The organism is Pseudomonas sp. JL23 (assembly GCF_056933585.1).
On the sequence record NZ_CM167795.1, the window covers coordinates 2,388,646 to 2,412,236 of the forward strand.

Below are 23,591 nucleotides of genomic sequence, written 5' to 3' on the forward strand. Positions count from 1 at the left end.
CGAATACCCTTAGAAATTTTCAGTGGAAGTGAACACGCCGACCCGAAGGCCTTCGGCAGTGTAGATCTCGCGGCCATCAACGCTCACCGAACCATCGGCAATGGCCAGGTTCAGCTTGCCGCGCAGAACGCGCTTGATGTGAATGTTATAGGTGACTTTCTTGGCGGTCGGCAGGACCTGGCCAAAGAATTTCACTTCGCCCGAACCCAGGGCGCGGCCGCGGCCCGGCAGACCCTGCCAGCCGAGGAAGAAACCGACCAGCTGCCACATGGCATCAAGGCCCAGGCAGCCCGGCATGACCGGGTCGCCCTCGAAGTGGCAGGCGAAGAACCACAGGTCCGGGGTGATATCCAGCTCGGCGACCAATTCACCTTTGCCGAACTTGCCGCCTTCTTCGCTGATGTGGGTGATGCGATCGACCATCAGCATGTTGGGGGCGGGCAGTTGCGCGTTACCTGGGCCGAAAAGCTCGCCGCGACTGCAACTCAGCAATTCTTCCCGGGTAAAGGCGTTTTGTTTGGTCATGCGAGCTCCTCAATAGTCATGTGCGGCAGGGAGGGGGTCATGTGCCCGGCCTCCGGTCCTTGCGTGCTTCAATCGCAGGGACTTGGCGATCAGCCTACCCATAGACTATTGCGTTGTAGTGAAAGTCACAGCACAGGGAAAATGAAAGTACACCTGTGCACTGAAATTTGTCGTCCAGCAGATGGCTGGGGTCGATCCGGTTGCCAAGACTGCCGCAATTTATCATTTATCGCCAGTCGCAGATGCTTCAAAGGCAAGCCAACGCTGTAAAACCTGCTGCAAATCACTGCGTTTGAAGGGTTTGGCCAAATAATCATTCATGCCCGCCTGTAAACAGGCGTCGCGGTCGCCGTACAGGGCATTGGCGGTCAGGGCAATGATTGGCAGGTTCGCCAGGTGCGCATGCTGGCGGATCAGGCGCGTGGCCTGATAACCATCCATGACCGGCAGTCGGCAATCCATCAGTACCGCAGCGTATTCGCCTGCTTCGACCATGCCGACGGCCTCGGCGCCATCGCCTGCGACACTGACTTCCAGACCCAGGCTGCGCAGCATGGCTTCGATTACCGTGCGGTTGACCGGATTGTCCTCGACCAGCAGCACATGTGAGCTGCGCTGGGTTTCATAAGAGCCGCTGACGGTCACGCCAAGTACATTGGGCGGGCGCTGCACCAGGGTCAGGGGAATGTCCAGGGTGAATACCGAACCCAAGCGCTCTTCGCTCTGGGCGCGCAAGGTTCCGCCCATGCGCTCGGCCAGGGTACGGGCGATGGGCAGGCCCAGGCCGGTGCCGCCATAGCGCCGGGAGATCGAGCTGTCGGCCTGCTGGAACGCATTGAACATCGATTCCAGTCGCTGCGGGGGAATGCCGATGCCGGTGTCGCGCACGGTGCAGATGAGGGTGATCTGATCGTCGGCGTTGCGACACCAGTTGGCATGGATGCGTACGCTGCCGACTTCGGTAAATTTCAAGGCGTTGCCGACCAGATTGACCAGAATTTGCCGGATGCGCGTCGGATCACCCTGCACGGTGAAGGCTTCCAGACCTGGCTGTATATGCACCGCCAGAGTCAGCCCGCGTTGTTGGGCGTCATGGTGAAAGGCCTGGGTCGTGGTGTTGATTAATTCCACCAGATTGAAGACGATCCTTTCCATTTCCATGGCATTGCGCTCGATTCGCGAGAAGTCGAGGATGTCGTTGATTACCCGCAGCAGGTGTTCCGTGGATTCGGTAGCCAGGGCGGCATATTCGCTCTGCTCATCGGTCATTTTCGTGGTTTCGAGCAACTGCAGCATGCCCAGTACGCCGTTCATGGGCGTACGCAGCTCGTGGCTCATCATGGCCAGGAAGTCGGACTTTGCCGTGTTGGCACGTTCGGCCTCTTCACGCGTGCGGATCAACTGATCGATGGCGCGTTGCTGTTCTTGACTGGCGCCCTCCAGATCCCGCGCCAGATTGTTGATATGCCGGGCCAGATCACCCAGTTCGGCGTCCTCTGGCACGGGCAGGGGGGTTGTATAGTCGCCTTGCTGAATGGCCTTGACCGCTTCGCCCATATCGCTGATCGGTTGCGACAGGCTCAAAGCCAGGCGCCGCGCCAGGATATAGGTAAAGAGCAGGGCGAACAGCGCGAGGATCCCGGCTTTGAACAGGATTTCCTGCTGGCGCTGGCTGAAGGCGTCGTTGGACATGCCCACCAGGACTCGGCCCAGATAATCCCCTGCGGGCAAACCGGCGGTTTCGTCTGAACCCGCGTTGCTGAGGAAGTCTTTGCCGAGCTTGATCCGTTGCGAGCGGATCGGCGCCTGGAAGACTTCCACCTGCTTGGGATTGCTGCCATCGACGCTCGGCTGTTCGACGTACACCAGCACGTTATTGGCCCGGTCCTGAATTTCCAGGAAACGCACATGGGGAGTGGACAGGGTGGCGCGCATCAGGCTGTTGAGCACTTCATCGTTGCCGACGATCACGCCATATTCCGACGCAGGGGCCAGTTGGTTGGCGATCAATTGACCTGTGTGATTGAGCTCCTGGCGCAGGTCCTGGATGCGCACGAAGGTAAAGAAACTGATCAGCAACAGGGTCAGCAACAGCGCCGGGCCGAGGCTGATGATTTGCGTGCGGGTATTGATGTCCCGGCCTCGCTGCAAAGTCATGGGCGACGCTCTCCTTCAGCCAGGCTGGCTGCCAGGGCGGCCTCGTTGATCGGCGCCAGGCCCAGGGAGCGTGCCACCTGGGGATTGCTCATGACTTTGAAATGCGCGGGGTAGAGCGCCTTGGGCCAGCGCTCGGGCGCTTGTTCGAGAAGGTCGCTCAGTGTGTCGATCCAGTCCGCCTGGTCGCTGTAGGTGCTGGCGAGGCTACCCGCCTTGACGAAACCGCTTGTTGGGCCGATCAGGGCCTGTTGATCGGCATAGCTGCTGAGCAATAGGTTCTTGACTGTTAGCGGGTTGTACAGTTGGGCATCATCCAGCCCGAGCAGCACCTCGCTTTGCTTGAGCAGGGCCTGCACCGGGCGGCTGTCGTCCGTGATTTCCCAGGCCTGGGAAATGAGGCGAAAACCCTGGGCCGTGGCGGCATGGCGCAGTTCCTTGAGCATGAACTGGCTGTTCCTGCCGAACAGCACACCGACCAGCCGGACCTCGGGCAGTAGATGGCGGATCAGGCGCAGTTGCCGGGCCGGTGGTGGATCGCTCCACATCAGGGTCAGGTTTGCCGGACGGCGCTCTTCCAGGCGCTGATGGGCCTGCAGACGATTGATGCGCAGCACCAGGGTCGGTGGGCCTGCTGATGTACTGAGGCGCCAGTCAAGACTGGCGGGATCAAGGAGGATCAGACGCGTCTCAGGGGGAAGCTGATCGGGGGGCGGCAATTCTGCGGTCGTGGCATAGCGTATTTTTTCCTGGTCACGGTGCTGGCGCAGTTCGGCGACAAAGTTCTGCACCTGGGGGCTGTCCTCGGCACTGATGAGCAATATGTCGGCAGCGATTGTCGGCGAGCTGCCCAGAAGCAACGTGGCGACGAGGACCAAAGCCGGGCTGTGGTGTGCAATGAAGCTGCTCAGGCGCTTGCGCCAAGGGAATTGTGTCATTGCCATCGCGTCATAAGGGAACATTCGCACAAAGAGGGCAGCACTTTCATTGTAGGAGTTTGCCCTGCATGTTACCCGAGGCGACACCTGCCTTGGCAACGTTTGCGCTGGCTGCCGCAGCCATGCTCCGTATAATGCGGCATCGCCAGATGAGTTGGCTCACGATGGAGTGGTTCATGACCACACAACAACCTGTAGCGGTTCTGGGCGGCGGCAGTTTCGGCACGGCGATAGCCAATCTGCTCGCGGAAAATGGTCATCAGGTCCGGCAATGGATGCGCGACCCCGAGCAGGCCGAGGCGATCCGCGTCAATCGCGAGAACCCGCGCTACCTCAAGGGCATCGCCGTGCGCCTGGAAGTCGAGCCGGTCACTGACCTGCCTGCGACCCTTGACGCCTGTGAGCTGATTTTCGTCGCCCTGCCGTCCAGCGCCCTGCGCGCGGTGCTAGATGCCCATGTCGACAGGCTCGAAGGCAAGATGCTGGTCAGTCTGACCAAGGGCATTGAAGCGAAAACCTTCAAGCTGATGAGCGAAATCCTTGAAGAGATCGTGCCCAAGGCGCGCATCGGTGTGCTGTCCGGCCCTAACCTGGCGCGGGAAATCGCCGAGCACGCGCTGACGGCCACCGTGGTCGCCAGTGCAGACGAAGGCCTGTGCAAGGCGGTCCAGGCCGCGCTGCATGGCCGTACCTTTCGCGTGTATGCCAGCGCTGACCGCTTTGGCGTCGAGCTGGGCGGGGCGCTGAAAAACGTCTACGCGATCATTGCCGGCATGGCGGTGGCACTGGGCATGGGTGAGAACACCAAGAGCATGCTGATTACCCGTGCGCTGGCGGAAATGACTCGCTTTGCTGTCAGCCAGGGCGCCAATCCCATGACCTTTCTTGGCCTGGCCGGTGTCGGGGACTTGATCGTTACCTGTTCTTCGCCCAAAAGTCGCAACTATCAGGTGGGTTTCGCCCTGGGCGAAGGGCTGAGTCTGGATGAAGCCGTCAGCCGCCTGGGTGAGGTCGCTGAGGGCGTCAACACTCTCAAGGTGCTCAAGGCCAAGGCGCAGGAGCTTAATGTCTATATGCCGCTGGTCGCGGGGCTGCATGCCATTCTATTCGAAGGTCGTACGCTCAATCAGGTCATCGAGCTGTTGATGCGCGCCGAACCCAAGACTGACGTCGATTTCATTTCCACTGCCGGTTTCAATTGAGCCGGTTGCAATCCTAGGGAGAGACACTCTTGAACGAGTCGAAATTCAAGCAGCACGAATCGGTCCTGCTGCGCATCGTCTGGATGCTGGTATTTCTAGTGGTCTGGTACCTGGCCAATCTGGTCCTCGGTGTCGTAGTAGTGGTGCAATTGGGTTATCGCCTGTTCTACGGCGCACCCAGCGCCAGCCTGATGAGCTTCGGTGATAGCCTGAGCCAGTTCATGGCCCAGATCGGCCGGTTCGGCACCTTCCACACCGAGCAGAAGCCTTGGCCGTTTGCTGACTGGCCGACTGCACGTGCGCCGGAAGGTGAAGCACCGCATCGTGTGCCGCCCGCGCCGCATCCGGTGCGCGACGAAGAGCCTAAGCTGTGAAAGTCTGGGTCTTGCGCCACGGCGAAGCCCAGGCCAATGCCCGCAGTGATGCCGAGCGTGAGCTGACCGAGCATGGCCGTTCTCAGGTGATCGCCAGCGCCGCCCACCTGCTGGGCAAGCCGCTGGACCGGATCATCGCCAGCCCCTACGTGCGGGCGCAGCAGACCGCCGAGCTGGTCAGGCAGGCCCTGGGTTTCAGTGATCCGATCAGTACGGTGCCCTGGCTGACTCCGGAAAGCGACCCGAAAAAGGTCCTGCAGCAGTTGGACCTGTACGCCGACGAACAGATTCTGCTGGTCAGTCACCAGCCGCTGGTGGGCGTGCTGATCGGCTTGCTTGTCCACGGCAGTTTTCAGCACGCCCAACCCATGGGTACCGCCAGTCTGGCCGAACTTGAGGGCGATTTTCCCCTTGCTGGTGCAATGCAGTTGCTTAGCGTCCGCCACGCGGGATAGTTTTGCTGACTCGATCAATGCGCCCACGGTAAGGGCGCATAAAACAAGAAAGGACTGAACATGAGTGTATGGCGTCAAACCCCGGACATCGACCAGCTCAACGCGATGCAGAAGAACACCATCGGCGAAGTGCTGGATATCCGTTTCGAATCCGTCACCGATGACTCCCTGACCGCCAGCATGGTGGTCGATCAGCGTACCCATCAGCCTTACGGGCTGTTGCACGGCGGTGCTTCGGTGGTGCTGGCCGAGACGGTTGGCTCTACGGCCAGCTATCTGGTCATCGACACCAGTCGCTTCTATTGCGTAGGCCTTGAAGTCAATGCCAACCACCTGCGTGGCCTGCGCAGCGGCAGAGTCACGGCAGTGGCGCGGCCGGTGCACATCGGTCGCATGACCCACGTCTGGGATATCCGCCTGACCAGCGATGACGGCAAGACCAGCTGTATCTCCCGGCTGACCATTGCCGTGGTGCCGCTGGGCGAAGAGCCGCCCTCCCGATAAAAGCTGCAAACAGGACAGGTAATGGCCGGAGTGTCGTCATTGATGGCACTTCCAGTCATTGCCGTGCTTCAGGCGGCTGCGCACAATCGCCACAGATTCAGCAATCGGGTGTGCCAGCATGTCGCAGCAAGTATTTTTCGCCCACGCCAACGGCTTCCCCTCGGCCACTTACGGCAAGCTGTTCGCTGCTCTGGCGCCTGACTATCGGGTCGCCCATCTCGATCAGCACGCCCACGATCCGCGTTTTCCGGTGGACGACAACTGGCTCAACCTGGTCGACGAGCTGATTCATCATTTGCGCGAGCAACCTGGGCCGGTGTGGGGCGTGGGCCATTCTCTGGGTGGGGTTCTGCACTTTCATGCGGCGCTGCGTTGCCCGGAGCTGTATCGCGGGGTGGTGATGCTGGACTCGCCGGTGCTGACCCTGGCCGATCAACTGATGATTCGCATGGCCAAGCGCTTTGGCTTTATCGACCGCATCACTCCGGCCGGGCGTACCCTGGGGCGACGTGAAGCCTTTGCCGACCTGGAATCGGCCCGGCGCTATTTTGCCGGTAAAACCCTGTTCCGCCGGTTCGATCCCGAATGCTTCGATGCCTATCTGCAACATGGCTTGCAGGCCGATGGTGATCAGTTGCGCCTGCGCTTCGACCCGGCCACGGAAATCAGCATCTACCGCAGCGTGCCCCACAACCGCCCGGCGAGCGCTCAGCAGCTCAAAGTGCCCTTGGCGATGGTCCGCGGCGAAAACAGCCGCGTGGTGTTGCCCCATCATGCCGGCTCGGTGAAACGCCTGCCCGGCGGCGAATACCTGTCGATGCCCGGCGGCCATATGTTCCCCCTGGAATGCCCCGAGGACACCGCGACCATGCTCAAGATGCTGTTCAGTCGCTGGGATGATCGTGCGCAAGCGCGTAAACAGGCGCGCAGCGCATGAGCCTGGTCGTCGAAGAAGTACGCCTGAACCTGGGGCATATCGAGCTGGCCGCCCATCTGTTCGGCCCTGAAGACGGTCAGCCGGTGATCGCCCTGCATGGCTGGTTGGATAACGCCAACAGCTTTGCGCGCCTGGCGCCTCACCTCAAGGGCCTGCGCATCGTTGCCCTGGATCTGGCCGGGCACGGGCACTCCGGTCATCGTCCGCCGGGTGTGACTTACAATCTGGCCGATTATGCCTACGACATCGTTCAGGTCGCCGAGCAACTGGGCTGGCAGCAGTTTTCCCTGCTGGGTCATTCCCTCGGCGCGATTATCTCGGTGATCCTCGCCGCTTCACTGCCTGAGCGAGTCACCCGTCTGGCGCTGATTGATGGCCTGATGCCCATGACCGGCGAGGCCGACAGCATGGCCGAGCGCATGGGCCGGGCGTTGCAAGCCCAGGCGGCGTTGGCGCAAAAGCGCAAACCGGTCTACCGCGATCAGAGCCATGCCGCTGAAGTGCGTATGCGCGGCGTGGTGGCGGTCAGTCGCGAGGCGGCGCAGCTGCTCGCCCAGCGCGGCCTGATGCCGGTGCCCGGTGGTTATACCTGGCGCAGCGACAGCCGTCTGACGCTGCCGTCGGCGATTCGTCTGACCCGCGAGCAGGCGCTGTCTTTTATTGATAGCGTGCGTTGCCCGACCCAGTTGATCGTCGCCGCCGAAGGCATTCTGGCGCAGAACCAGGCGCTGCTCGCGGGGTTGCCTTTCAGCGTCTCGACCCTGCCTGGCGGGCACCATCTGCACCTGAATGAAGAGGAGGGCGCACGCTCTGTTGCAGACTGTTTCAATCGCTTCTTTGCCACTCCTTGACTTGCACCGGGCAACTGTCGAGGCTGGGCGGGTTGATATTGGAGACTGCCCTGATGGATCACCCCCACGCTTACGCCCATTCCCTTTTTTGCTTGTCCTCGTTATGAACACATTTATTACGCGCTGCCGTACCGCTGTTGGAGCGAGGCTTGCCCGCGAAGAGGGTCTTTTTTTCAACACAGTTTCTGTGAAACAGACATCGCTTTCGCGGGCAAGCCTCGCTCCTACAAAGAGAGTGCGCATGCTCCTGTGTCTGGCCCTGTTCAGCCCGACACTCTGGGCCGCCGATCTGCCCGGCAGTCAGGATCTGCCCAATATTCCCCGCCTGAGCGACGCTGAAATCGTCGACTACCGCGCGCCGACCGAGCTGGAGCGCATCTACCCCATGGGCTCGGTGCGCAAGATCAGCGGCCAGTTGCGTTTCGACGGCCAGGTCAGCGCCCATGGCAGCCTTACTTCCGTGACCTACCAATTACCGGTCGAGCACAGTGCCGATGAGGCCTTTACCCTGGCCCGGCAGGCCTTGCACACCCAGGGCGCCGAGTTGCTGTTCTGGTGTCAGGCGCGCGATTGCGGGGAAAGCAGCCTGCTGGCCAACGAGGTCTTCGGCAATGCCAAGCTGTTTGGCTCCGACAATGAGCAGGCCTACCTGCTGCTGCGTCTGGCTGCGCCTCAGGACAACACCCTGGTAGCGCTCTACAGCATTACCCGTGGTAATCGCCGGGCTTACCTGCATGTCGAACAATTCGTCGCTTCTGCGCCTTTGGGTGAATTGCTGCCAACTTCAGCGACCCTGCTGCGCCAGCTCAAGAGCACCGGCAGCCTGCCGTTGCCGCGGCTGGACGGCGCGCCTTCCGACACCTGGGCGACCTTGCTGTCCCGTGGCCTGAATCTGGACAGCACCCTGCGCATCACTGTGGCCGGAGCCCAGGCGCCAGCGTGGCGGGAAGCGCTGGTGGCCAAGGGCGTACGTGCTGCGCGGCTTGAGCTGGGCAGCGCTGACAAGCCGGGGTTGGTTCTACAGGTGATTCCGTAAAACAGGATACATTTTTTGCCCTGGAATGAGCTCTTGTGGGAGCCGCCTTGGTGGCGATCGAGTGCGAAGCGCTCGCAATAGCGTCGGCGACTGATTCGACGCCATCGCCAGCAAGCCGGCTCCCGCAGGTTTATGCCCTCGCGAAAACCTTGGCTCCTGCCTTTTGCATTTGCCGTTATGCTCTCTGTCTACGCCCTCTGAATGGAATCCCCATGTTCAATAATGATCGCCTGCTGGTGCAGATTCTGCTGCTGGGGCTGCTCGGGGCCTGTGTTTGGGTCATGCTGCCGTTCTGGTCGGCGTTGATCTGGGGAGCGGTGCTGGCCTTTGCCAGTTGGCCGCTGATGCGCGTTCTGACCCGTTGGTTGAACGGCCGTGAGTCCCTGGCCGCGCTGATTCTGACTCTCTGCTGGATCCTGTTGGTGGCGCTGCCTCTGGTGTGGCTCGGCTTCAATCTGGCCGACCATGTGCGCGACGCCACCGTCTTTATCAAAAACGTTCAGGTCGACGGTTTGCCGGATCCGCCCTCATGGCTGGGCAGCATTCCGCTGGTCGGCGAGCGCCTGGTCGGTTACTGGAACAGCATCGACCAGCAAGGCGCGGCGCTGATGGCCAGTATCAAGCCGTATCTGGGCGAAGTGGGTAACTGGCTGCTGGCGCGCAGTGCGCAGATTGGCGGCGGCATCGTCGAGCTGACCCTGAGTGTCATCTTTGCCTTCTTCTTTTATCGTGACGGTCCGCGCTTGTCGGCGTTCGTCCTGAGCCTGTTGCAACGCCTGATCGGCGAGCGCGCCGAGTATTACCTGGAGCTGGTGGCCGGTACGGTGCAGCGGGTGGTCAACGGCGTGATCGGCACGGCGGCGGCCCAGGGGCTGCTGGCGCTGATCGGCTTCCTGATTGCCGGGGTGCCGGGGGCCGTGGTGCTGGGGATCGTCACCTTTCTGCTCAGCCTGGTGCCCATGGGCCCGCCACTGGTGTGGATTCCGGCCACGGCCTGGCTGGCCTGGCAGGGCAACTACGGGATGGCGATTTTTCTCGGGATCTGGGGCATGTTCATCATCAGCGGCGTGGACAACGTGCTCAAGCCGTACCTGATCAGCCGGGGCGGCAACCTGCCATTGGTGATCGTGCTGCTCGGAGTGTTTGGCGGTCTGCTGACCTTTGGCTTCATCGGTCTGTTTATCGGCCCGACGCTGTTGGCCGTGGCTTATAGCCTGCTGATCGATTGGGTGCACAGCGAAAGGCCGCTGAAATGACAGGCATTTGAGTCGGTACCCACCTGTAGGAGCTGCCGAAGGCTGCGAAAGCGGTATGTCAGCCAGAAACCGTTCGCAGCCTTCGGCAGCTCCTACAAGGTGAGCGTTACCGTTTCAATGGATTTGTCAGGCTGCAGTATTCAAGTACTTGCCCACCGGCTTGCCGCCTTCAGTGTCATAGCGCTGGCTCAGGGCCGCGACCATCCGGCTCAGGGCCTGGGCGGCGGCGTCCTTGCTGCTGGCGCTGTTACTTGAGTCAGACGTGCTGGCAGCGGTCGAGCTGGTGTTGCCGGTCTGATTGGGTTGCAGTGCGGTCAGCAGTTCGTTGAGATCGACGCTGCCGCTGCTGTCGGCATCCAGAGCGCTGAACAGGTTGTCGGCATCGGTGCTGCTGGTCGAGCTCGTCGAGTTGGTGCTGCTGGTTGCGCTGCTCGAACTGGCGCTGCTCAGGGCGCTGGTCAATTCGCTGCTGGTGATGCTGCCATCACCGTCGCTGTCGATGGCGCTGAACAGCTGCGAGGCGTCACCCTGGCCCGATGGCGGCGGTGGCGGTGGATCCTGCGGTTGCAGGGCGGCGGTCAGTTCGTCAAGGCTGACGGTGCCGTCCTTATTGGTGTCCAGGGCATCGAACACTTGCGAGCTGTCAGCGCTGCTGCCCGCGCTGGTCAGGCCGGCGGTCAGTTCGTCGCTGCTGATCGAACCGTCACCGTCGCTGTCCAGCGAACTGAGCAGGTCGTCGGCCATATCGGTGGCCGGGCCGTTGCCGCCCTGTTGCGGTGGCTCAATGGCAGCCAGTTCGTCACTGCTCAGGCTGTCGTCGTCATCGCTGTCCAGGCTGCTGAACGCCTTGCTCAGGCTGACCGTGATGCCATCCTTGGGATTGGACGACAGGGACGCGCTGAGCTCGTCCTTGCTGATGCTGCCGTCGCCATCGGTATCGAGTTTTGCCAGCAATTGTTCCTGGAACTTCTTGCTGTCCACGCTTGTGGTCGAACTCGTGCTTGAACGGGTGTAGTTCGAGTAGCCACTGCTACCACTGACGCCGCTGATCATAAGACTGACTCCCCTCAGAGTAAAAATGGACCGGCGCGAGTCCACCGGCTTATGCAGAATCTGTCCGGGAGTTGTCCTGCGTATGGGGATTTTGTATCGCGGATGTTACCGGGCTAGAACCGTGGCAGATCCAGGGTCACGGTCAGTCCGCCGCCTGGCGTCTGGCTCAGGTGCAAGTCACCGCCCATGCGCCGTGCGGCTTCGCGGGCGATGGTCATGCCCATGCCGACGCCACCGGAATTGCGGTTGCGTGAGCCTTCCAGGCGGTAGAAGGGTTCGAACACGGTTTCATGAAACTCCAGCGCGATGCCGGGGCCGTTGTCGCTGACGATCACCCGCAACCGCTCGGCGCTGTCCTGGATCTCGACATTGGCATTGCCGGCGTAGCGCAGGGCGTTGTCGATCAGGTTGTTCAGGCACGAGCGCAGGGCCATGGGCTGGGTCTTGAGCGGTTTGCATTCACCGCTGTATTGGACATCGTTGCCATTGTCCTGAGCGTTTTCGGCCAGGGACTCGATCAGCGCCTGGATATCGAACAACTGCACGACTTCACTGGTGCGTTGCTCGTTGAGGTAGGTGAGGGTGGCATCGAGCATGCCGATCATGTCGTTGAGGTCCTGGCTCATCTGGTCGTGCAGGCGCAGGTCGTCGATCTGTTCGACCCGCAGCTTCAGGCGCGACAGGGGCGTGCGCAAATCATGGGACACCGCCGCGAGCATGCGTCCGCGCTGCTGTACCTGGTCGCGGATCCGTTCCTGCATCAGGTTGAAGGCCAGGGCAGCCTGGCGTATCTCCCTCGGGCCGCTGACTTCCAGGGGCGGGCTGTCGAGGTTTTCGCTGAGGCGCTCGGCAGCCTCGCTGATGCGCCGGGACGGCCGACTCAGGGCCTTGGCGCCAAACCAGGCGACCACCACCAGCGTCACCAACTGGAAGCCAAAGGGCACCAACGGCCCGCGGATAGCCATCAGCCAAGTGCCTTCCCTGGGCGGTGGCGGGCGTGAGGGATCGAAGGGGCGTGGCGGCGGATTGCCCGACATATGTCGCGGTGGCGGTCCCTGTGGCGGAAAGCCCGGGCCGTAATTGACGAACCAGATAAATGCCATGATGTGTGCCAGCACGATCGCCAGCATCGCCCCGCCAAACAGGCGAGCGAACAGGGTGTCGAAGGCGCGTATCAACCGATATCCCTGACGTCGAACAGGTAACCTTCGCCGCGCACGGTTTTGATCAGCTGCGGTGAGCGCGGGTCATCGCCGAGCTTCTGGCGCAGGCGCGAGACCAGCAGGTCGATGCTGCGGTCGAAGGCTTCGATGGAGCGGCCACGGGCGGCGTCCAGCAGTTGCTCGCGGGTCAGTACCCGCCGCGGGCGTTCGATGAATACCCGCAGCAGGCGGAATTCAGCGTTGGACAACGGCACCACCAGGCCTTCGGGCGAAGTCAGTTGGCGCAACACGCTGTTCAGGCGCCAGGCATCGAAACGGATGATGGTGCGCTGTTCGCTACGGTCGTCGCGGACTCGGCGCAGTACGGTCTGAATGCGCGCCACCAGTTCCCGTGGTTCGAACGGCTTGGCCATGTAATCGTCGGCGCCCAGTTCCAGGCCGATGATGCGGTCAGTGGGTTCGCAGCGAGCGGTGAGCATCAGGATCGGGATATCCGAGGAGCTGCGCAGCCAGCGGCACAGTGACAGGCCGTCTTCGCCGGGTAGCATCAGGTCCAGCACCACCACGTCGAACACTTCCTCTTCCAGGGCCTGGCGCATTTCCTCGCCATTGGTCACGCCACGGCTCTGGATATTGAAGCGAGCCAGGTAGTCGCAGAGCAGCTCGCGGATCGGCACGTCGTCATCGACGATCAGGGCGCGGGTGTTCCAGCGCGGCTCGGTGAGGGGCGTGTTGTCGTCGGTGGGCGAATCGGAAGGTGTCTGCATGCTGGGACTGCTGCCTGGTGATGCCGCCATCACTGGCCGCTATTGAAGATCAACGCTGCTGGCATATTAGTTCGCCAGCAGGCGCGGCGAAAGGCTGATTCTTCAAGGTGTCGGCGGTATGTTGGAAATGTATCGATATTGGTACAAGGGGGAGCATCTGCGAGAAAGTACCGAATAGGGTTGCAATTCTTCAGGCATACCGCCGTTGCATTGCTTTCAATGCAACACAATCAACCCCTGATCAATCGCCTTCACCAATGCGGCCCGCAACGAGTTAACCCCGAACTTGCGTCGAATATTGCATAAGTGAAAGTTTACCGCTGCTTCGGTTCTACCGAGTATCCGGGAGATTTCCCAGGCGGATTTGCCCAGGGCGGCCCATCGTATGACTTCCTGCTCCTTGACGGTTAATTGCACAGCGGGGGTGGTCTCGGTCTGCTTCGCCTGCCAGGCGATATCGAATGCGCCGGTTTTTCTCTGATAAGTGTTCATGGCTTGTCCTGCGCCGGGGGAAAAGGCCCACACGATAACGCCACGTAACGATCTTGAAACCTGTCAAAACTATCAGGAGGCACAATGATGGCGTTGCTCGACCAGGGCCGGAAACTACCTGTACACGGCAAGTCTAGTCCGCTTTTCCGAACCGGGGCCAAGCCCTCCATCCGGCCGATCAACGTGTTGTAACGCGGATATTTACGCCTTCTTTACGCCCCGTCCGGGGTCTCGCTCTCGTTCCTTTACGCCCCTGCTGCGGACAATTGCTCATACGCGGCAATCGCCGCAGCGACGGAGAGTTTCGATGAACGTTCTGGATGGGGTGTCACTGCTGTTGGCGGCAGGGCTGTTCGTGTACTTGTTGGTGGCGCTGCTGCGCGCCGGCCGGGTCTAGGAGGCGCCATGCACAGTTATGACTATCTGTTGATCCTGGCCTTTCTCGCCCTGGTATTGCTGCCCGCGCCCTGGCTCGGGCGCTTCTGGTTCCGGGTAATGGAAGGCGAGCGCACGTTGCTGACGCCGCTGCTTGGGCCAGTGGAGCGGGTGTGCTATCGGCTGTCGGGGGTTGATCCCAAGGTCGAGCAGAACTGGAAAACCTATACCCTGGCCTTGTTGATCTTCAACCTGGCGGGCTTTGTCCTGCTGTTCGCCATTCTGCTGTTGCAGGACGTGCTGCCGCTCAACCCGCAGAAACTGCCGGGCATGGAGTGGTCGCTGGCGTTCAACACCGCCATGAGTTTCGTCACCAACACCAACTGGCAGAGCTACAGCGGCGAGGCGTCGCTCAGCTACCTGAGCCAGATGGCCGGCCTGACCGTGCAGAACTTTGTCAGCGCCGCCACGGGCATTGCCGTACTGGTAGCGTTCTGTCGCGGGATCGGTCGTCGTTCGACCCAGCACCTGGGTAACTTCTGGGCCGATATGACCCGTGCCACGCTGTATGGCCTGCTGCCGATCTGCATCATGCTGGCGCTGTTCCTGGTCTGGCAGGGTGTGCCGCAAACCTTCGCTCACTATGTCGATGCCGTGACCCTGCAAGGCGCCGACCAGAGCATCCCTCTGGGCCCGGCAGCCAGCCAGATTGCCATCAAGCAACTGGGCACCAACGGTGGCGGTTTCTTCGGCGTCAACTCGGCGCATCCGTTCGAGAACCCTACGGCCTGGAGCGACCTGTTCGAACTGGTGTCGATCCTGCTGATCCCGGCGGCCCTGGTGTTCACCTTCGGTCATTACGTCAAGGACCTGCGTCAGAGTCGCGCGATCATCGCCTGCATGGTGCTGTTGCTGGCCATTGGCGGCGCTGTGTCGCTATGGGCGGAATACCAGCCCAACCCGACCCTGAACATCGCCAATGTCGAGCAGACTGCACCGCTGGAAGGCAAGGAAACCCGCTTCGGCACTACAGCCACTGTGCTTTGGGCCACGGCGACCACCGCCGCGTCCAATGGCTCGGTCAATGCCATGCATGACAGCCTCAACCCCCTCAGTGGCATGGTCGCCCTGGCCAATATGATGGTCGGCGAGGTGATCTTCGGTGGCGTCGGCGTGGGCCTCAACGGCATGTTGCTGAACGTGCTGATCGCAGTATTTCTCGCCGGCCTGATGATCGGCCGCACCCCGGAATACTTGGGCAAGAAGATCCAGGCCTACGAGGTCAAGCTACTGGTCGCGACCCTGCTGGTAATGCCGGTGGGCGTGCTGGTGCTGGGTGCCGTCGCAGCAAGCCTGCCCGGTCCGGCCGGCGCGGTGAGCAACCCTGGCGCCCATGGTTTCAGTCAGTTGCTGTATGCCTACACCTCGGCCACGGCCAACAACGGCTCGGCGTTCGGCGGTTTCAGCGCCAACACCACCTTTCATAACCTGATGCTCAGCCTGGGCATGTTCCTCGGCCGCTTCGGCTACATCCTGCCGGTCATGGCCCTGGCGGGCAGCCTGGCGCTGAAGAAACCCGCGCCGCTGGGCCTGAACAGCTTCCCGACCCACGGCACGCTGTTCGTCACCCTGCTGACCGTGACCATTTTGCTGGTCGGCGGCCTGACCTTCCTGCCGACCCTGGCATTGGGGCCGATTGCTGAACACCTGAGCCTGGGTTTCTGAGGACACGATGATGAATATGCAGATTCCTGTTGCGAAACAACCTGAGCAACCCGCTGTTGCTCCATCAGCCAAGACTGCCATCGCCGACCTGTGGCGCCCGGCGCTGATCCAGGCCGTCGTCAAGCTCGACCCGCGGCAGCTGCAGCGTTCGCCGGTGATGCTGGTGGTGGAGCTGACGGCGATCCTGACCACGGTGCTGTGCGCCATCCCCGACCCGGCCGTGCCGACCTCGGTGGCCGTGCAGATAGCCCTGTGGCTGTGGTTCACCGTGCTGTTTGCCAACTTCGCCGAAGCCTTGGCCGAAGGTCGCGGCAAGGCCCGGGCCGACAGCCTCAAGGCTGGCAGCGAAGGCCTGAAAGCGCGGCTGCGCGAAAGCACTGGGGCATTCCGGGTGGTCAATGCCACGACCTTGCGCAAGGGCGATGTGGTACGGGTCGAAGCCGGGGAAATGATCCCCGGCGACGGCGAAGTCATCGAAGGCATCGCGGCGGTCAACGAAGCTGCGATTACCGGGGAATCGGCGCCGGTGATCCGCGAGTCGGGGGGCGATCGCTCGGCGGTCACCGGCAATACCCGGCTGGTCTCGGACTGGTTGCTGGTACGCATCAGCAGCAATCCCGGCGAGTCGACCCTGGACCGCATGATCGCTCTGGTCGAAGGTGCCAAACGGCAGAAGACGCCCAATGAAGTGGCGCTGGATATCCTGCTGATCGGTCTGACCCTGATCTTTCTGCTGGTGGTGGTGACTCTGCAGCCGTTCGCCCGTTTCTCCGGTGGCAGCCTGCCCTTGGTGTTTCTGGTGGCGCTGCTGGTCACGCTGATTCCTACCACCATCGGTGGTTTGCTCTCGGCCATCGGCATCGCCGGGATGGACCGCCTGGTACGCCTGAATGTGATTGCCAAGTCCGGCCGCGCCGTGGAAGCGGCGGGGGACGTGCATGTGCTGTTGCTGGACAAGACCGGCACCATCACCTTCGGCAACCGCCGTTGCAGCGCGGTGTATGCCGCGCCCGGTGTGACCGCCAAGGAGCTGGCTGAGGGTGCCTTGTTGGCGTCCCTGGCTGATGACACTGCCGAGGGCAAGTCGATTGTCGAGTACCTGCGCGAACTGCACAGCTTCAACGAGCCATCGTTGCAGGAACTGACTGCCGTGCCGTTCAGCGCCGAGACACGGCTGTCCGGCGTCGACCATGGCGAGCGCATCTATCGCAAGGGCGCAGTGGATTCGCTGCTGAGTTTTGTCAGCATGCAGCGCAGCGATCTGCCATTGCCCCTGTCCCGGGAGATCGACAAGATCGCCAAGACCGGCGGCACGCCGTTGCTGGTCTGTGTCGGGCACAAGCTGCTGGGCGCCATTCACCTCAAGGACGTGGTCAAGCCCGGCATTCGCGAGCGCTTTGCCGAGCTGCGCAAGCTGGGTATCCGCACGGTCATGGTCACCGGTGACAACCCGCTGACTGCTGCGGCCATCGCCGCCGAGGCAGGGGTCGATGATGTATTGGCCGAAGCCACGCCGGAGAAAAAACTGGAGCGCATCCGTCAGGAGCAGAACGACGGTCGCCTGGTCGCCATGTGCGGCGACGGCGCCAACGATGCCCCGGCCCTGGCCCAGGCGGACGTCGGTATGGCCATGAACGACGGCACCCAGGCGGCGCGGGAAGCGGCCAATATGGTCGATCTCGACAGCGATCCGACCAAGCTGCTGGATGTGGTGCAGATCGGCAAGGAACTGCTGGTTACCCGCGGCGCCCTGACCACGTTCTCGATTGCCAATGACGTGGCCAAGTACTTCGCCATCCTGCCGGCGTTGTTCGCGGCGATTTATCCGCAACTGGGCGTGCTCAACATCATGCAACTGGCCAGCCCGCAGAGTGCGATCCTCTCGGCCATCGTCTTCAACGCCCTGATCATCGTTGTGCTGATCCCCCTGGCCCTGCGCGGCGTGCGGGTGCAGGCGGCGAGTGCGGCGGCACTGCTGCGGCGCAACCTGCTGATCTACGGCCTGGGCGGGATTGCCGTGCCGTTCGTGGGGATCAAGCTGATCGATATGCTGTTGACCGGGTTGCATCTGGTCTGAGGCCAGCCGTTTTCGTGCGGCAATCCCCGATCCGTTGGAGCGAGGCTTGCCCGCGAAGAGGCCCGTACATTCAACATATTCTTCGAGTCAGGTCTGTCGCCCTCGCGGGCGAGCCTCGCTCCAACAAGTGTTATAGGAGTTCCATCATGTCCACTGTACTGCGTCCGGCCCTGAGCCTGATTGTGTTGATGACCCTGATTACCGGCGTGGCCTATCCGCTGGTGGTGACCGGAATAGCCCAGGTGGCGTTCCCCGCACAGGCCAACGGCAGCCTGATCCATGATGCCAGCGGCAAGGTCCGTGGCTCCGAGCTGATCTCCCAGGCTTTTACCGGTGATGAATGGTTCCATTCACGGCCATCGGCCGGGGCTTTTGCCACCGTTGCCAGCGGGGCCAGTAACCTGGCACCGAGCAATCCGGCCCTGGCCAAGCGCGTTGCCGATGATGCCGCCAGTGCCTTCGTAGCGGAGCAGGGCCCGGTGCCCTTGAGCCTGTTGACCACTTCCGGCAGCGGTCTCGACCCGCATCTGACGCCGGCCGCCGTGGCCTATCAGAGCGCCCGCGTCGCTGCGGCCCGGCATCTGCCCCTGGCCCGTGTGCAGGATCTGATCGACGACAACACCTATCGTCCCCTGATCGGGCCACCGGTGGTCAATGTGCTGACCTTGAATAAGCAGCTGGATGAGTTACCGTCTGCGCAACGTAGCGCCCAGCTGTAATCAATGGAGAGCATCAAGTTGAGTGATTCCGGCCGTGCCGATGCCTTGTTGGCGGACCTGCCCAGGGAGGGCCGTGGGCGGCTCAAGGTGTTTCTCGGCGCAGCACCAGGGGTAGGCAAGACCTACGCCATGCTCCAGGCCGCCCACGCCCAGTTGCGCCAGGGCACGCGGATCATCGCCGGTGTCGTCGAAACCCATGGCCGCGCGGAGACCGAGGCGTTGCTCGGTGGCTTGCCGCAACAAGCCTTGCTGCGTTCGGAATACCGCGGCGTGACCCTGGAAGAAATGGACCTGGACGGCCTGCTCAAGGCCGCGCCAAAACTGGTGCTGGTGGATGAGCTGGCCCACAGCAACGCCCCCGGCAGTCGCCATGCCAAGCGCTGGCAGGATATTCAGGAACTGCTCGCGGCAGGCATCGACGTCTACACCACGGTCAACGTCCAGCATCTGGAAAGCCTCAACGATCAGGTGCGCGGCATCACCGGCGTGCAGGTGCGCGAAACCCTGCCCGACTGGGTGTTGCAGGAAGCCTACGAACTGGTGCTGATCGACCTGCCGCCCCGCGAACTGCTGGAGCGGCTGCGCGAGGGCAAGGTCTACGTGCCGGAGCAGGCGCGGGCGGCCATCGACGCATTTTTCACCCAGACCAATCTCACCGCCCTGCGTGAGCTGGCGATGCAGACGGCGGCGGCTCAGGTCGATGACGATCTGGCTCAGGGTTATCGGCAGCTGGGGCAGGACGCTCCGGCCGTGCGCGGACGGCTGTTGGTGGGGATCGACGGCGATGCCCAGGCCGAGCGTCTGGTGCGCCATGCCAGCCGGGTGGCGCAGCGACGGCATCTGCCGTGGAGTCTGGTGCATGTGGATAATGGCCGGGTCCTGGACGAAGTGGCGCGCATGCGTCTGCAAAATGCTCAGCAACTGGCCGAACGCCTCGGTGGCGAGGTGATTCTGCTGCGTGCGGGAGAGGTGGCGAAAACCCTGATCCAGCACGCCGCTGAACGCCGCGCCAGCCTGGTGCTGGTCGGTCAGTCACGACCACGTCTGCGCCGGCGGCTGTTCGGCGGTGGTCTGGCGGCGCGGCTGTTGCGCGATGCCCATGGCCTGGAAATCAATGTGCTCGACAGCGAGACGCGCGCGGACCAGCCAGTGGCGCGCTCGGCGCGGCAGCTGGTCTGGTTCGACTATGCCCTGGCGCTGATCGCCACGGTGCTGGCCAGTTGTCTGGCCAAGGCGGTGGCGGAATTTCTCGCGTTGCCGAATATCTCTCTGGTGTTCCTCGCCGCCGTGCTGCTGGTGGCGGTGCGCAGCAGCCTGGGGCCGGCCCTGGCCTGTGCGGCGCTGTCGTTTCTGGCGTATGACTACCTGTTCATTCCGCCGACCTTTTCCCTGAGCATCCAGCGCGAAGAAGACGTGCTGACCCTGCTGTTCTTCCTGCTCATGGCGGCCCTGACCGGTAATCTGGCCGCTCGCCAGCGCCGCCAGCTGCAGGCCCTGCGCGATACTCAGGAGGAAACCAGCGAGTTGCTCGATCTGTCACGCAAACTCACCGCTGCTACGGACCGCCAGGCGGTATTGAGCGCAGCGGCGCAGCATCTGGGTGGTTGGCAGGAATTGCAGGTGTGCCTGCTGGAGCGCGATGGTCAGGGTGGCTGGAAGTCGGCAAGCGACGCCTCACTGCAACTGTCCGAGCCTGAACGCGCCGCCGCCGACTGGGCCTGGCAGCACGATCAGGCCGCCGGCCATGGCACCGGCACCTTGCCGTCCGGGCGCTGGTGGTGGTGGCCGTTGTCGGCGGAGGAGGGGCCGCTGGCGCTGCTGGGAGTCTGCCCCCGTGATGGTCAGGCGTTCACCGCGCAACGCCGTCGCCTGCTCACCGCCCTCAGCCAACCACTGGCCCAGGCTCTGGCGCGGGCACAGCTGGCCGAGGAACTTGAAGCCGCGCGGTTGCACGGTGAGACAGAACAGCTGCGCAGTGCGTTGCTGGCCTCGGTCTCCCACGATCTGCGCACGCCGCTGACCGCCATGCGTGGCAGCATCGACAGCCTGCTGGCTCTGGGCGAGGCGATTCCACGGGAGGACCGTATCGAGTTGCTGGAAGGCACCCGCGACGAAGCCGAGCGTCTGGATCGCTATATCCAGAACCTGCTGGACATGACCCGTCTGGGCCACGGCGCCCTGAAGCTGGCCCGTGACTGGGTGTCGCCCGGCGATATCGTCGGCAGCGCGCTCAATCGCCTGCGCGCGGTGCTCGCGCCATTACAGGTGATGACGCGCTTGCCCCAAGACTTGCCGCTGCTTTATGTACACGCTGCGCTGATCGAGCAGGCATTGGTTAATGTGCTGGAAAACGCTGCGCGCTTTTCGCCAGTGCACGGACGGCTGGCCGTTGAAGTGGCGGTCAATGACAGCGAGGTGTCCTTTGCCGTCAGCGATGAAGGGCCGGGCATTCCCGAAGCCGAGCGGGCGAAGATTTTCGATATGTTCTACACCGCTGCCCGTGGTGATCGCGGCGGCCAGGGCACGGGGCTGGGTCTGGCGATCTGCCAGGGCATGGTCGGCGCCCACGGCGGTCGGATCAGCGTGGCAGAAGGCATCGATGGGCGCGGCACCTGCATCACTCTGCACCTGCCCTTGCCGACTCAGCCGGAAGATGAAACGGAAAGCCATTCATGAGCCGTGATTGCGTTAGGCTAGCGACTCTTTTTCGACTGACAAGAGCACGGCCAGCATGAGCCAGACTTCCACCCTTCTGGTGATCGACGACGAGCCGCAGATCCGCAAATTCCTGCGCATCAGCCTCGCGTCACAGGGCTATAAAGTGCTCGAAGCCGCCACCGGCATCGAAGGCTTGAGCGTGGCGGCGTTGAACAAGCCCGATCTGGTGGTGCTTGATCTCGGCCTGCCGGACATGGACGGCCAACAGGTGCTGCGTGAACTGCGCGAATGGTCGGCGATACCGGTGCTGGTGCTGTCGGTGCGGGCCAGCGAAGCCGAGAAAGTTCAGGCGCTGGACAGTGGTGCCAACGACTACGTGACTAAACCTTTCGGGATTCAGGAGTTCCTGGCGCGGATCCGCGCACTGCTGCGTCAGGTCGGCGGGGGCGAGCAGGTGCCGTCGGCTTCAGTGTTCGGCCCGCTGACGGTGGACCTGGCCTTTCGCCGGGTGCTGCTCGATGGCGTCGAAGTCAGCCTGACCCGAAAGGAATACGCGGTGCTGGCGCAACTGGCCAGGCATCCGGGGCGGGTCATTACCCAGCAGCAACTGCTCAAGGATATCTGGGGCCCGACCCATACCGAAGATACCCACTACCTGAGAATCGTCGTCGGCCATCTGCGGCAGAAACTCGCCGATGATCCGGCGGCGCCACGCTTTATCGTCACTGAGGCGGGAGTGGGTTATCGGTTGTTGGAGCACTAGATCCCGCCGAGCGCGTTTCAAATCAATTGTTCAGCGCCCATGCTCCTTCTCATACCGATCCAGGGTATCGCTGGCAATCTCCCGGCCCAGGGCGATCAATTCCGGCGCCTTGTAGAACTCGAAGAATCGGCACACTCGTTTTGGCACGTTGATCAGGATATCTGGCGGATAACCGGCGATCTTGTATTGCGCTAGGGACGTCTGCATGACCTCGAAGCTTTGGTTGATCAGATCCAGCAGGGACGCCGGGCCGACGTTATCGACGATAAACGAGCCCGCAGCCGACCTCGGCGCGCCAGCAGCTTGCGGGGCGGCGGCGGGTTGCTGGTCGAGTGGGTCGGCTGAGTCCTCGCCGGGCCAGGTGGCGGCCACCGTTTCTATCTGCAACAGCTCCGGGTTCAGCGGGTCGAGCTTGCGCCGGAACGGCAGGCGCGAACCCAGTGAGCCCATCAGGCTGTCGAAGCGTCGCTTGACGGCGGGGGTGCGCTCGATCACCGGCAACTGGTACTGGCCCTGATTGGTGGCGTTGAGATTGACCGCCACGATCAGGTCGCAATGGGCTGAAACCACCGGCACGATCGGCAGCGGGTTGAGCAGGCCGCCATCGACCAGGGTGCGATTGCCCTGAATGACCGGGGTAAACAGGCTGGGAATGGCCGCCGAGGCACGCATGGCCTGATGCAGGTTGCCTTCCTGGAACCAGATTTCCTGCTGGTTGGTCAGGTCCGTGGCCACGGCCGTGTAGGGAATGCGCAGGTCTTCGATATTGATCTCGCCGACGATCTCGCGAATCTGCCCGAAAACCTTTTCCCCACGGATGGCTCCCAGACGGAAGCTGACGTCCACCAGACGCAGCACGTCGAGGTAGTCCAGGCTCTCGATCCACTCACGGTATTCACGCAGTTTTCCAGCGGCATAGACGCCGCCGACCACGGCGCCCATGGAGCAACCGGCAATACAGGCAATGTCATAACCACGCCGTTCCAGCTCTTCGATCACACCGATATGCGCATAACCACGCGCGCCGCCGGAGCCCAGTACCAAGGCTATTCGTTTGCTCATCGGTCCTCTCCTTTTGCTGTCGGCCCACCATACCCGTAATAGAGCGCGACCGACCATGAAAACGGTTACTCTTGGCGGCTGTTATCACGGCACTTTTGCGTGGCGGCATCGTCAAACTCGCACACTGGATTTTTATTCGTTGAGGAACACCCCATGAAAGCCTGGATCTGCCTGCCACTCATTCTTCTGTCCCTGGCCGGATGCGCCGGAAAAACCGGTTACCGTGAGAGCTGTGGTTCGCAACTGGATGCCGCCTGGCATGAGCTGGATCTGGCCAAGGCCGAGGGTTTCGCCGGTACTGTCAGCTACTCCAAGGCCCTGTCACTGTTGACCGGCGCCAAGACCCAGCAGCAGTTCGAAGCCTTTGAAGGCTGCACGGCCAAGGCCGAGAAAGCGCGCTTCTACATCAAGGAGTCCCGCGCCGGGCGTTGATCGTCGATTTTACGCCGTACCCCTGTAGGAGCTGAAGGCTGCGAGGGTTTTTACCTGATACACCGCAATCGCA

Annotated in this window: 23 protein-coding genes; 15 read left to right on the forward strand and 8 right to left on the reverse strand. The window is 62.3% G+C overall.

What is annotated here, in order from left to right:
• Positions 1–9 precede the first annotated feature (9 nt).
• From fabA to AC1Z24_RS11250, 3 genes are all read right to left on the reverse strand, one after another.
• The gene (gene fabA, locus AC1Z24_RS11240; RefSeq protein WP_259100371.1) at positions 10–525 is read right to left on the reverse strand and encodes a 3-hydroxyacyl-[acyl-carrier-protein] dehydratase FabA; all 516 of its coding nucleotides are present in this window, start codon (positions 523–525) and stop codon (positions 10–12) included.
• Positions 526–747: 222 nt separating this feature from the next.
• Entirely contained in the window at positions 748–2,682 is a 1,935-nt protein-coding gene (locus AC1Z24_RS11245; RefSeq protein WP_483745695.1) for an ATP-binding protein, read from the reverse strand.
• Entirely contained in the window at positions 2,679–3,617 is a 939-nt protein-coding gene (locus AC1Z24_RS11250; protein WP_483745696.1) for an ABC transporter substrate-binding protein, read from the reverse strand. Before AC1Z24_RS11250 ends, AC1Z24_RS11245 begins: the two co-directional genes overlap by 4 nt.
• A 176-nt stretch (positions 3,618–3,793) precedes the next feature.
• Between AC1Z24_RS11250 and AC1Z24_RS11255 the strand changes: the two genes are divergently transcribed.
• From AC1Z24_RS11255 to AC1Z24_RS11290, 8 genes are all read left to right on the forward strand, one after another.
• Positions 3,794–4,819 (forward strand): NAD(P)H-dependent glycerol-3-phosphate dehydrogenase, encoded by a 1,026-nt coding sequence (locus AC1Z24_RS11255; protein ID WP_483745697.1) that lies wholly within the window; start codon positions 3,794–3,796, stop codon positions 4,817–4,819.
• Positions 4,820–4,902: 83 nt separating this feature from the next.
• Positions 4,903–5,193: a DUF4389 domain-containing protein gene (locus AC1Z24_RS11260; RefSeq protein ID WP_483746597.1), complete on the forward strand. Its 291-nt coding sequence runs from the start codon at positions 4,903–4,905 to the stop codon at positions 5,191–5,193.
• The gene (sixA, locus tag AC1Z24_RS11265; protein WP_483745698.1) at positions 5,190–5,648 is read left to right on the forward strand and encodes a phosphohistidine phosphatase SixA; all 459 of its coding nucleotides are present in this window, start codon (positions 5,190–5,192) and stop codon (positions 5,646–5,648) included. The genes AC1Z24_RS11260 and sixA overlap by 4 nt, the downstream gene beginning before the upstream one ends.
• Positions 5,649–5,708: 60 nt before the next feature.
• Positions 5,709–6,152: a hotdog fold thioesterase gene (locus tag AC1Z24_RS11270; RefSeq protein ID WP_483745699.1), complete on the forward strand. Its 444-nt coding sequence runs from the start codon at positions 5,709–5,711 to the stop codon at positions 6,150–6,152.
• A gap of 118 nt (positions 6,153–6,270) precedes the next feature.
• Positions 6,271–7,089 carry an alpha/beta fold hydrolase gene (locus AC1Z24_RS11275; protein ID WP_483745700.1) on the forward strand — a complete coding sequence of 273 codons (819 nt, stop codon included), beginning with the start codon at positions 6,271–6,273 and terminating at the stop codon, positions 7,087–7,089.
• Entirely contained in the window at positions 7,086–7,940 is an 855-nt protein-coding gene (locus AC1Z24_RS11280; RefSeq protein WP_483745701.1) for an alpha/beta hydrolase, read from the forward strand. Before AC1Z24_RS11275 ends, AC1Z24_RS11280 begins: the two co-directional genes overlap by 4 nt.
• A gap of 241 nt (positions 7,941–8,181) precedes the next feature.
• Positions 8,182–8,976 (forward strand): DUF4892 domain-containing protein, encoded by a 795-nt coding sequence (locus AC1Z24_RS11285; RefSeq protein ID WP_483745702.1) that lies wholly within the window; start codon positions 8,182–8,184, stop codon positions 8,974–8,976.
• 212 nt (positions 8,977–9,188) lie between these two features.
• Positions 9,189–10,232 carry an AI-2E family transporter gene (locus AC1Z24_RS11290; RefSeq protein ID WP_483745703.1) on the forward strand — a complete coding sequence of 348 codons (1,044 nt, stop codon included), beginning with the start codon at positions 9,189–9,191 and terminating at the stop codon, positions 10,230–10,232.
• Between the two features lie 126 nt (positions 10,233–10,358).
• Here AC1Z24_RS11290 and xopAW read toward each other — a convergent pair whose 3' ends face one another.
• From xopAW to AC1Z24_RS11310, 4 genes are all read right to left on the reverse strand, one after another.
• Positions 10,359–11,285, reverse strand: a complete 927-nt coding sequence (gene xopAW / locus AC1Z24_RS11295; RefSeq protein ID WP_483745704.1) for a XopAW family type III secretion system calcium-binding effector — start codon at positions 11,283–11,285, stop codon at positions 10,359–10,361.
• Between the two features lie 113 nt (positions 11,286–11,398).
• Positions 11,399–12,463, reverse strand: a complete 1,065-nt coding sequence (locus tag AC1Z24_RS11300; RefSeq protein WP_483745705.1) for a sensor histidine kinase — start codon at positions 12,461–12,463, stop codon at positions 11,399–11,401.
• Complete coding sequence (locus AC1Z24_RS11305; protein WP_483745706.1) at positions 12,460–13,215, reverse strand: response regulator; 756 nt, start codon at positions 13,213–13,215, stop codon at positions 12,460–12,462. The genes AC1Z24_RS11300 and AC1Z24_RS11305 overlap by 4 nt, the downstream gene beginning before the upstream one ends.
• 216 nt (positions 13,216–13,431) lie before the next feature.
• Complete coding sequence (locus AC1Z24_RS11310) at positions 13,432–13,707, reverse strand: response regulator transcription factor (protein ID WP_483745707.1); 276 nt, start codon at positions 13,705–13,707, stop codon at positions 13,432–13,434.
• A 307-nt stretch (positions 13,708–14,014) separates the two neighbouring features.
• Between AC1Z24_RS11310 and kdpF the strand changes: the two genes are divergently transcribed.
• From kdpF to AC1Z24_RS11340, 6 genes are all read left to right on the forward strand, one after another.
• Complete coding sequence (gene kdpF / locus AC1Z24_RS11315; RefSeq protein ID WP_259100328.1) at positions 14,015–14,104, forward strand: K(+)-transporting ATPase subunit F; 90 nt, start codon at positions 14,015–14,017, stop codon at positions 14,102–14,104.
• Positions 14,105–14,112: 8 nt separating this feature from the next.
• A complete protein-coding gene (gene kdpA / locus AC1Z24_RS11320; protein WP_483745708.1) occupies positions 14,113–15,807 on the forward strand; it encodes a potassium-transporting ATPase subunit KdpA in 1,695 nt (564 codons plus the stop codon).
• Between the two features lie 7 nt (positions 15,808–15,814).
• On the forward strand, positions 15,815–17,884 hold the full coding sequence (gene kdpB / locus AC1Z24_RS11325) for a potassium-transporting ATPase subunit KdpB (RefSeq protein WP_483745709.1): 2,070 nt from the start codon (positions 15,815–15,817) through the stop codon (positions 17,882–17,884).
• A gap of 146 nt (positions 17,885–18,030) precedes the next feature.
• Positions 18,031–18,603, forward strand: a complete 573-nt coding sequence (kdpC, locus tag AC1Z24_RS11330; protein WP_483745710.1) for a potassium-transporting ATPase subunit KdpC — start codon at positions 18,031–18,033, stop codon at positions 18,601–18,603.
• 18 nt (positions 18,604–18,621) lie between these two features.
• The gene (locus AC1Z24_RS11335; protein WP_483745711.1) at positions 18,622–21,279 is read left to right on the forward strand and encodes a DUF4118 domain-containing protein; all 2,658 of its coding nucleotides are present in this window, start codon (positions 18,622–18,624) and stop codon (positions 21,277–21,279) included.
• A 55-nt stretch (positions 21,280–21,334) separates the two neighbouring features.
• The gene (locus tag AC1Z24_RS11340) at positions 21,335–22,024 is read left to right on the forward strand and encodes a response regulator (RefSeq protein ID WP_483745712.1); all 690 of its coding nucleotides are present in this window, start codon (positions 21,335–21,337) and stop codon (positions 22,022–22,024) included.
• Positions 22,025–22,054: 30 nt separating this feature from the next.
• Here the strand turns inward: AC1Z24_RS11340 and AC1Z24_RS11345 are convergent, their stop codons facing one another.
• Positions 22,055–23,086: a patatin-like phospholipase family protein gene (locus AC1Z24_RS11345; RefSeq protein ID WP_259100317.1), complete on the reverse strand. Its 1,032-nt coding sequence runs from the start codon at positions 23,084–23,086 to the stop codon at positions 22,055–22,057.
• A 153-nt stretch (positions 23,087–23,239) separates the two neighbouring features.
• On the opposite strand from AC1Z24_RS11345, the gene AC1Z24_RS11350 reads away from it, so the two are divergent.
• Complete coding sequence (locus AC1Z24_RS11350) at positions 23,240–23,518, forward strand: hypothetical protein (protein WP_259100315.1); 279 nt, start codon at positions 23,240–23,242, stop codon at positions 23,516–23,518.
• Positions 23,519–23,591 lie beyond the last annotated feature (73 nt).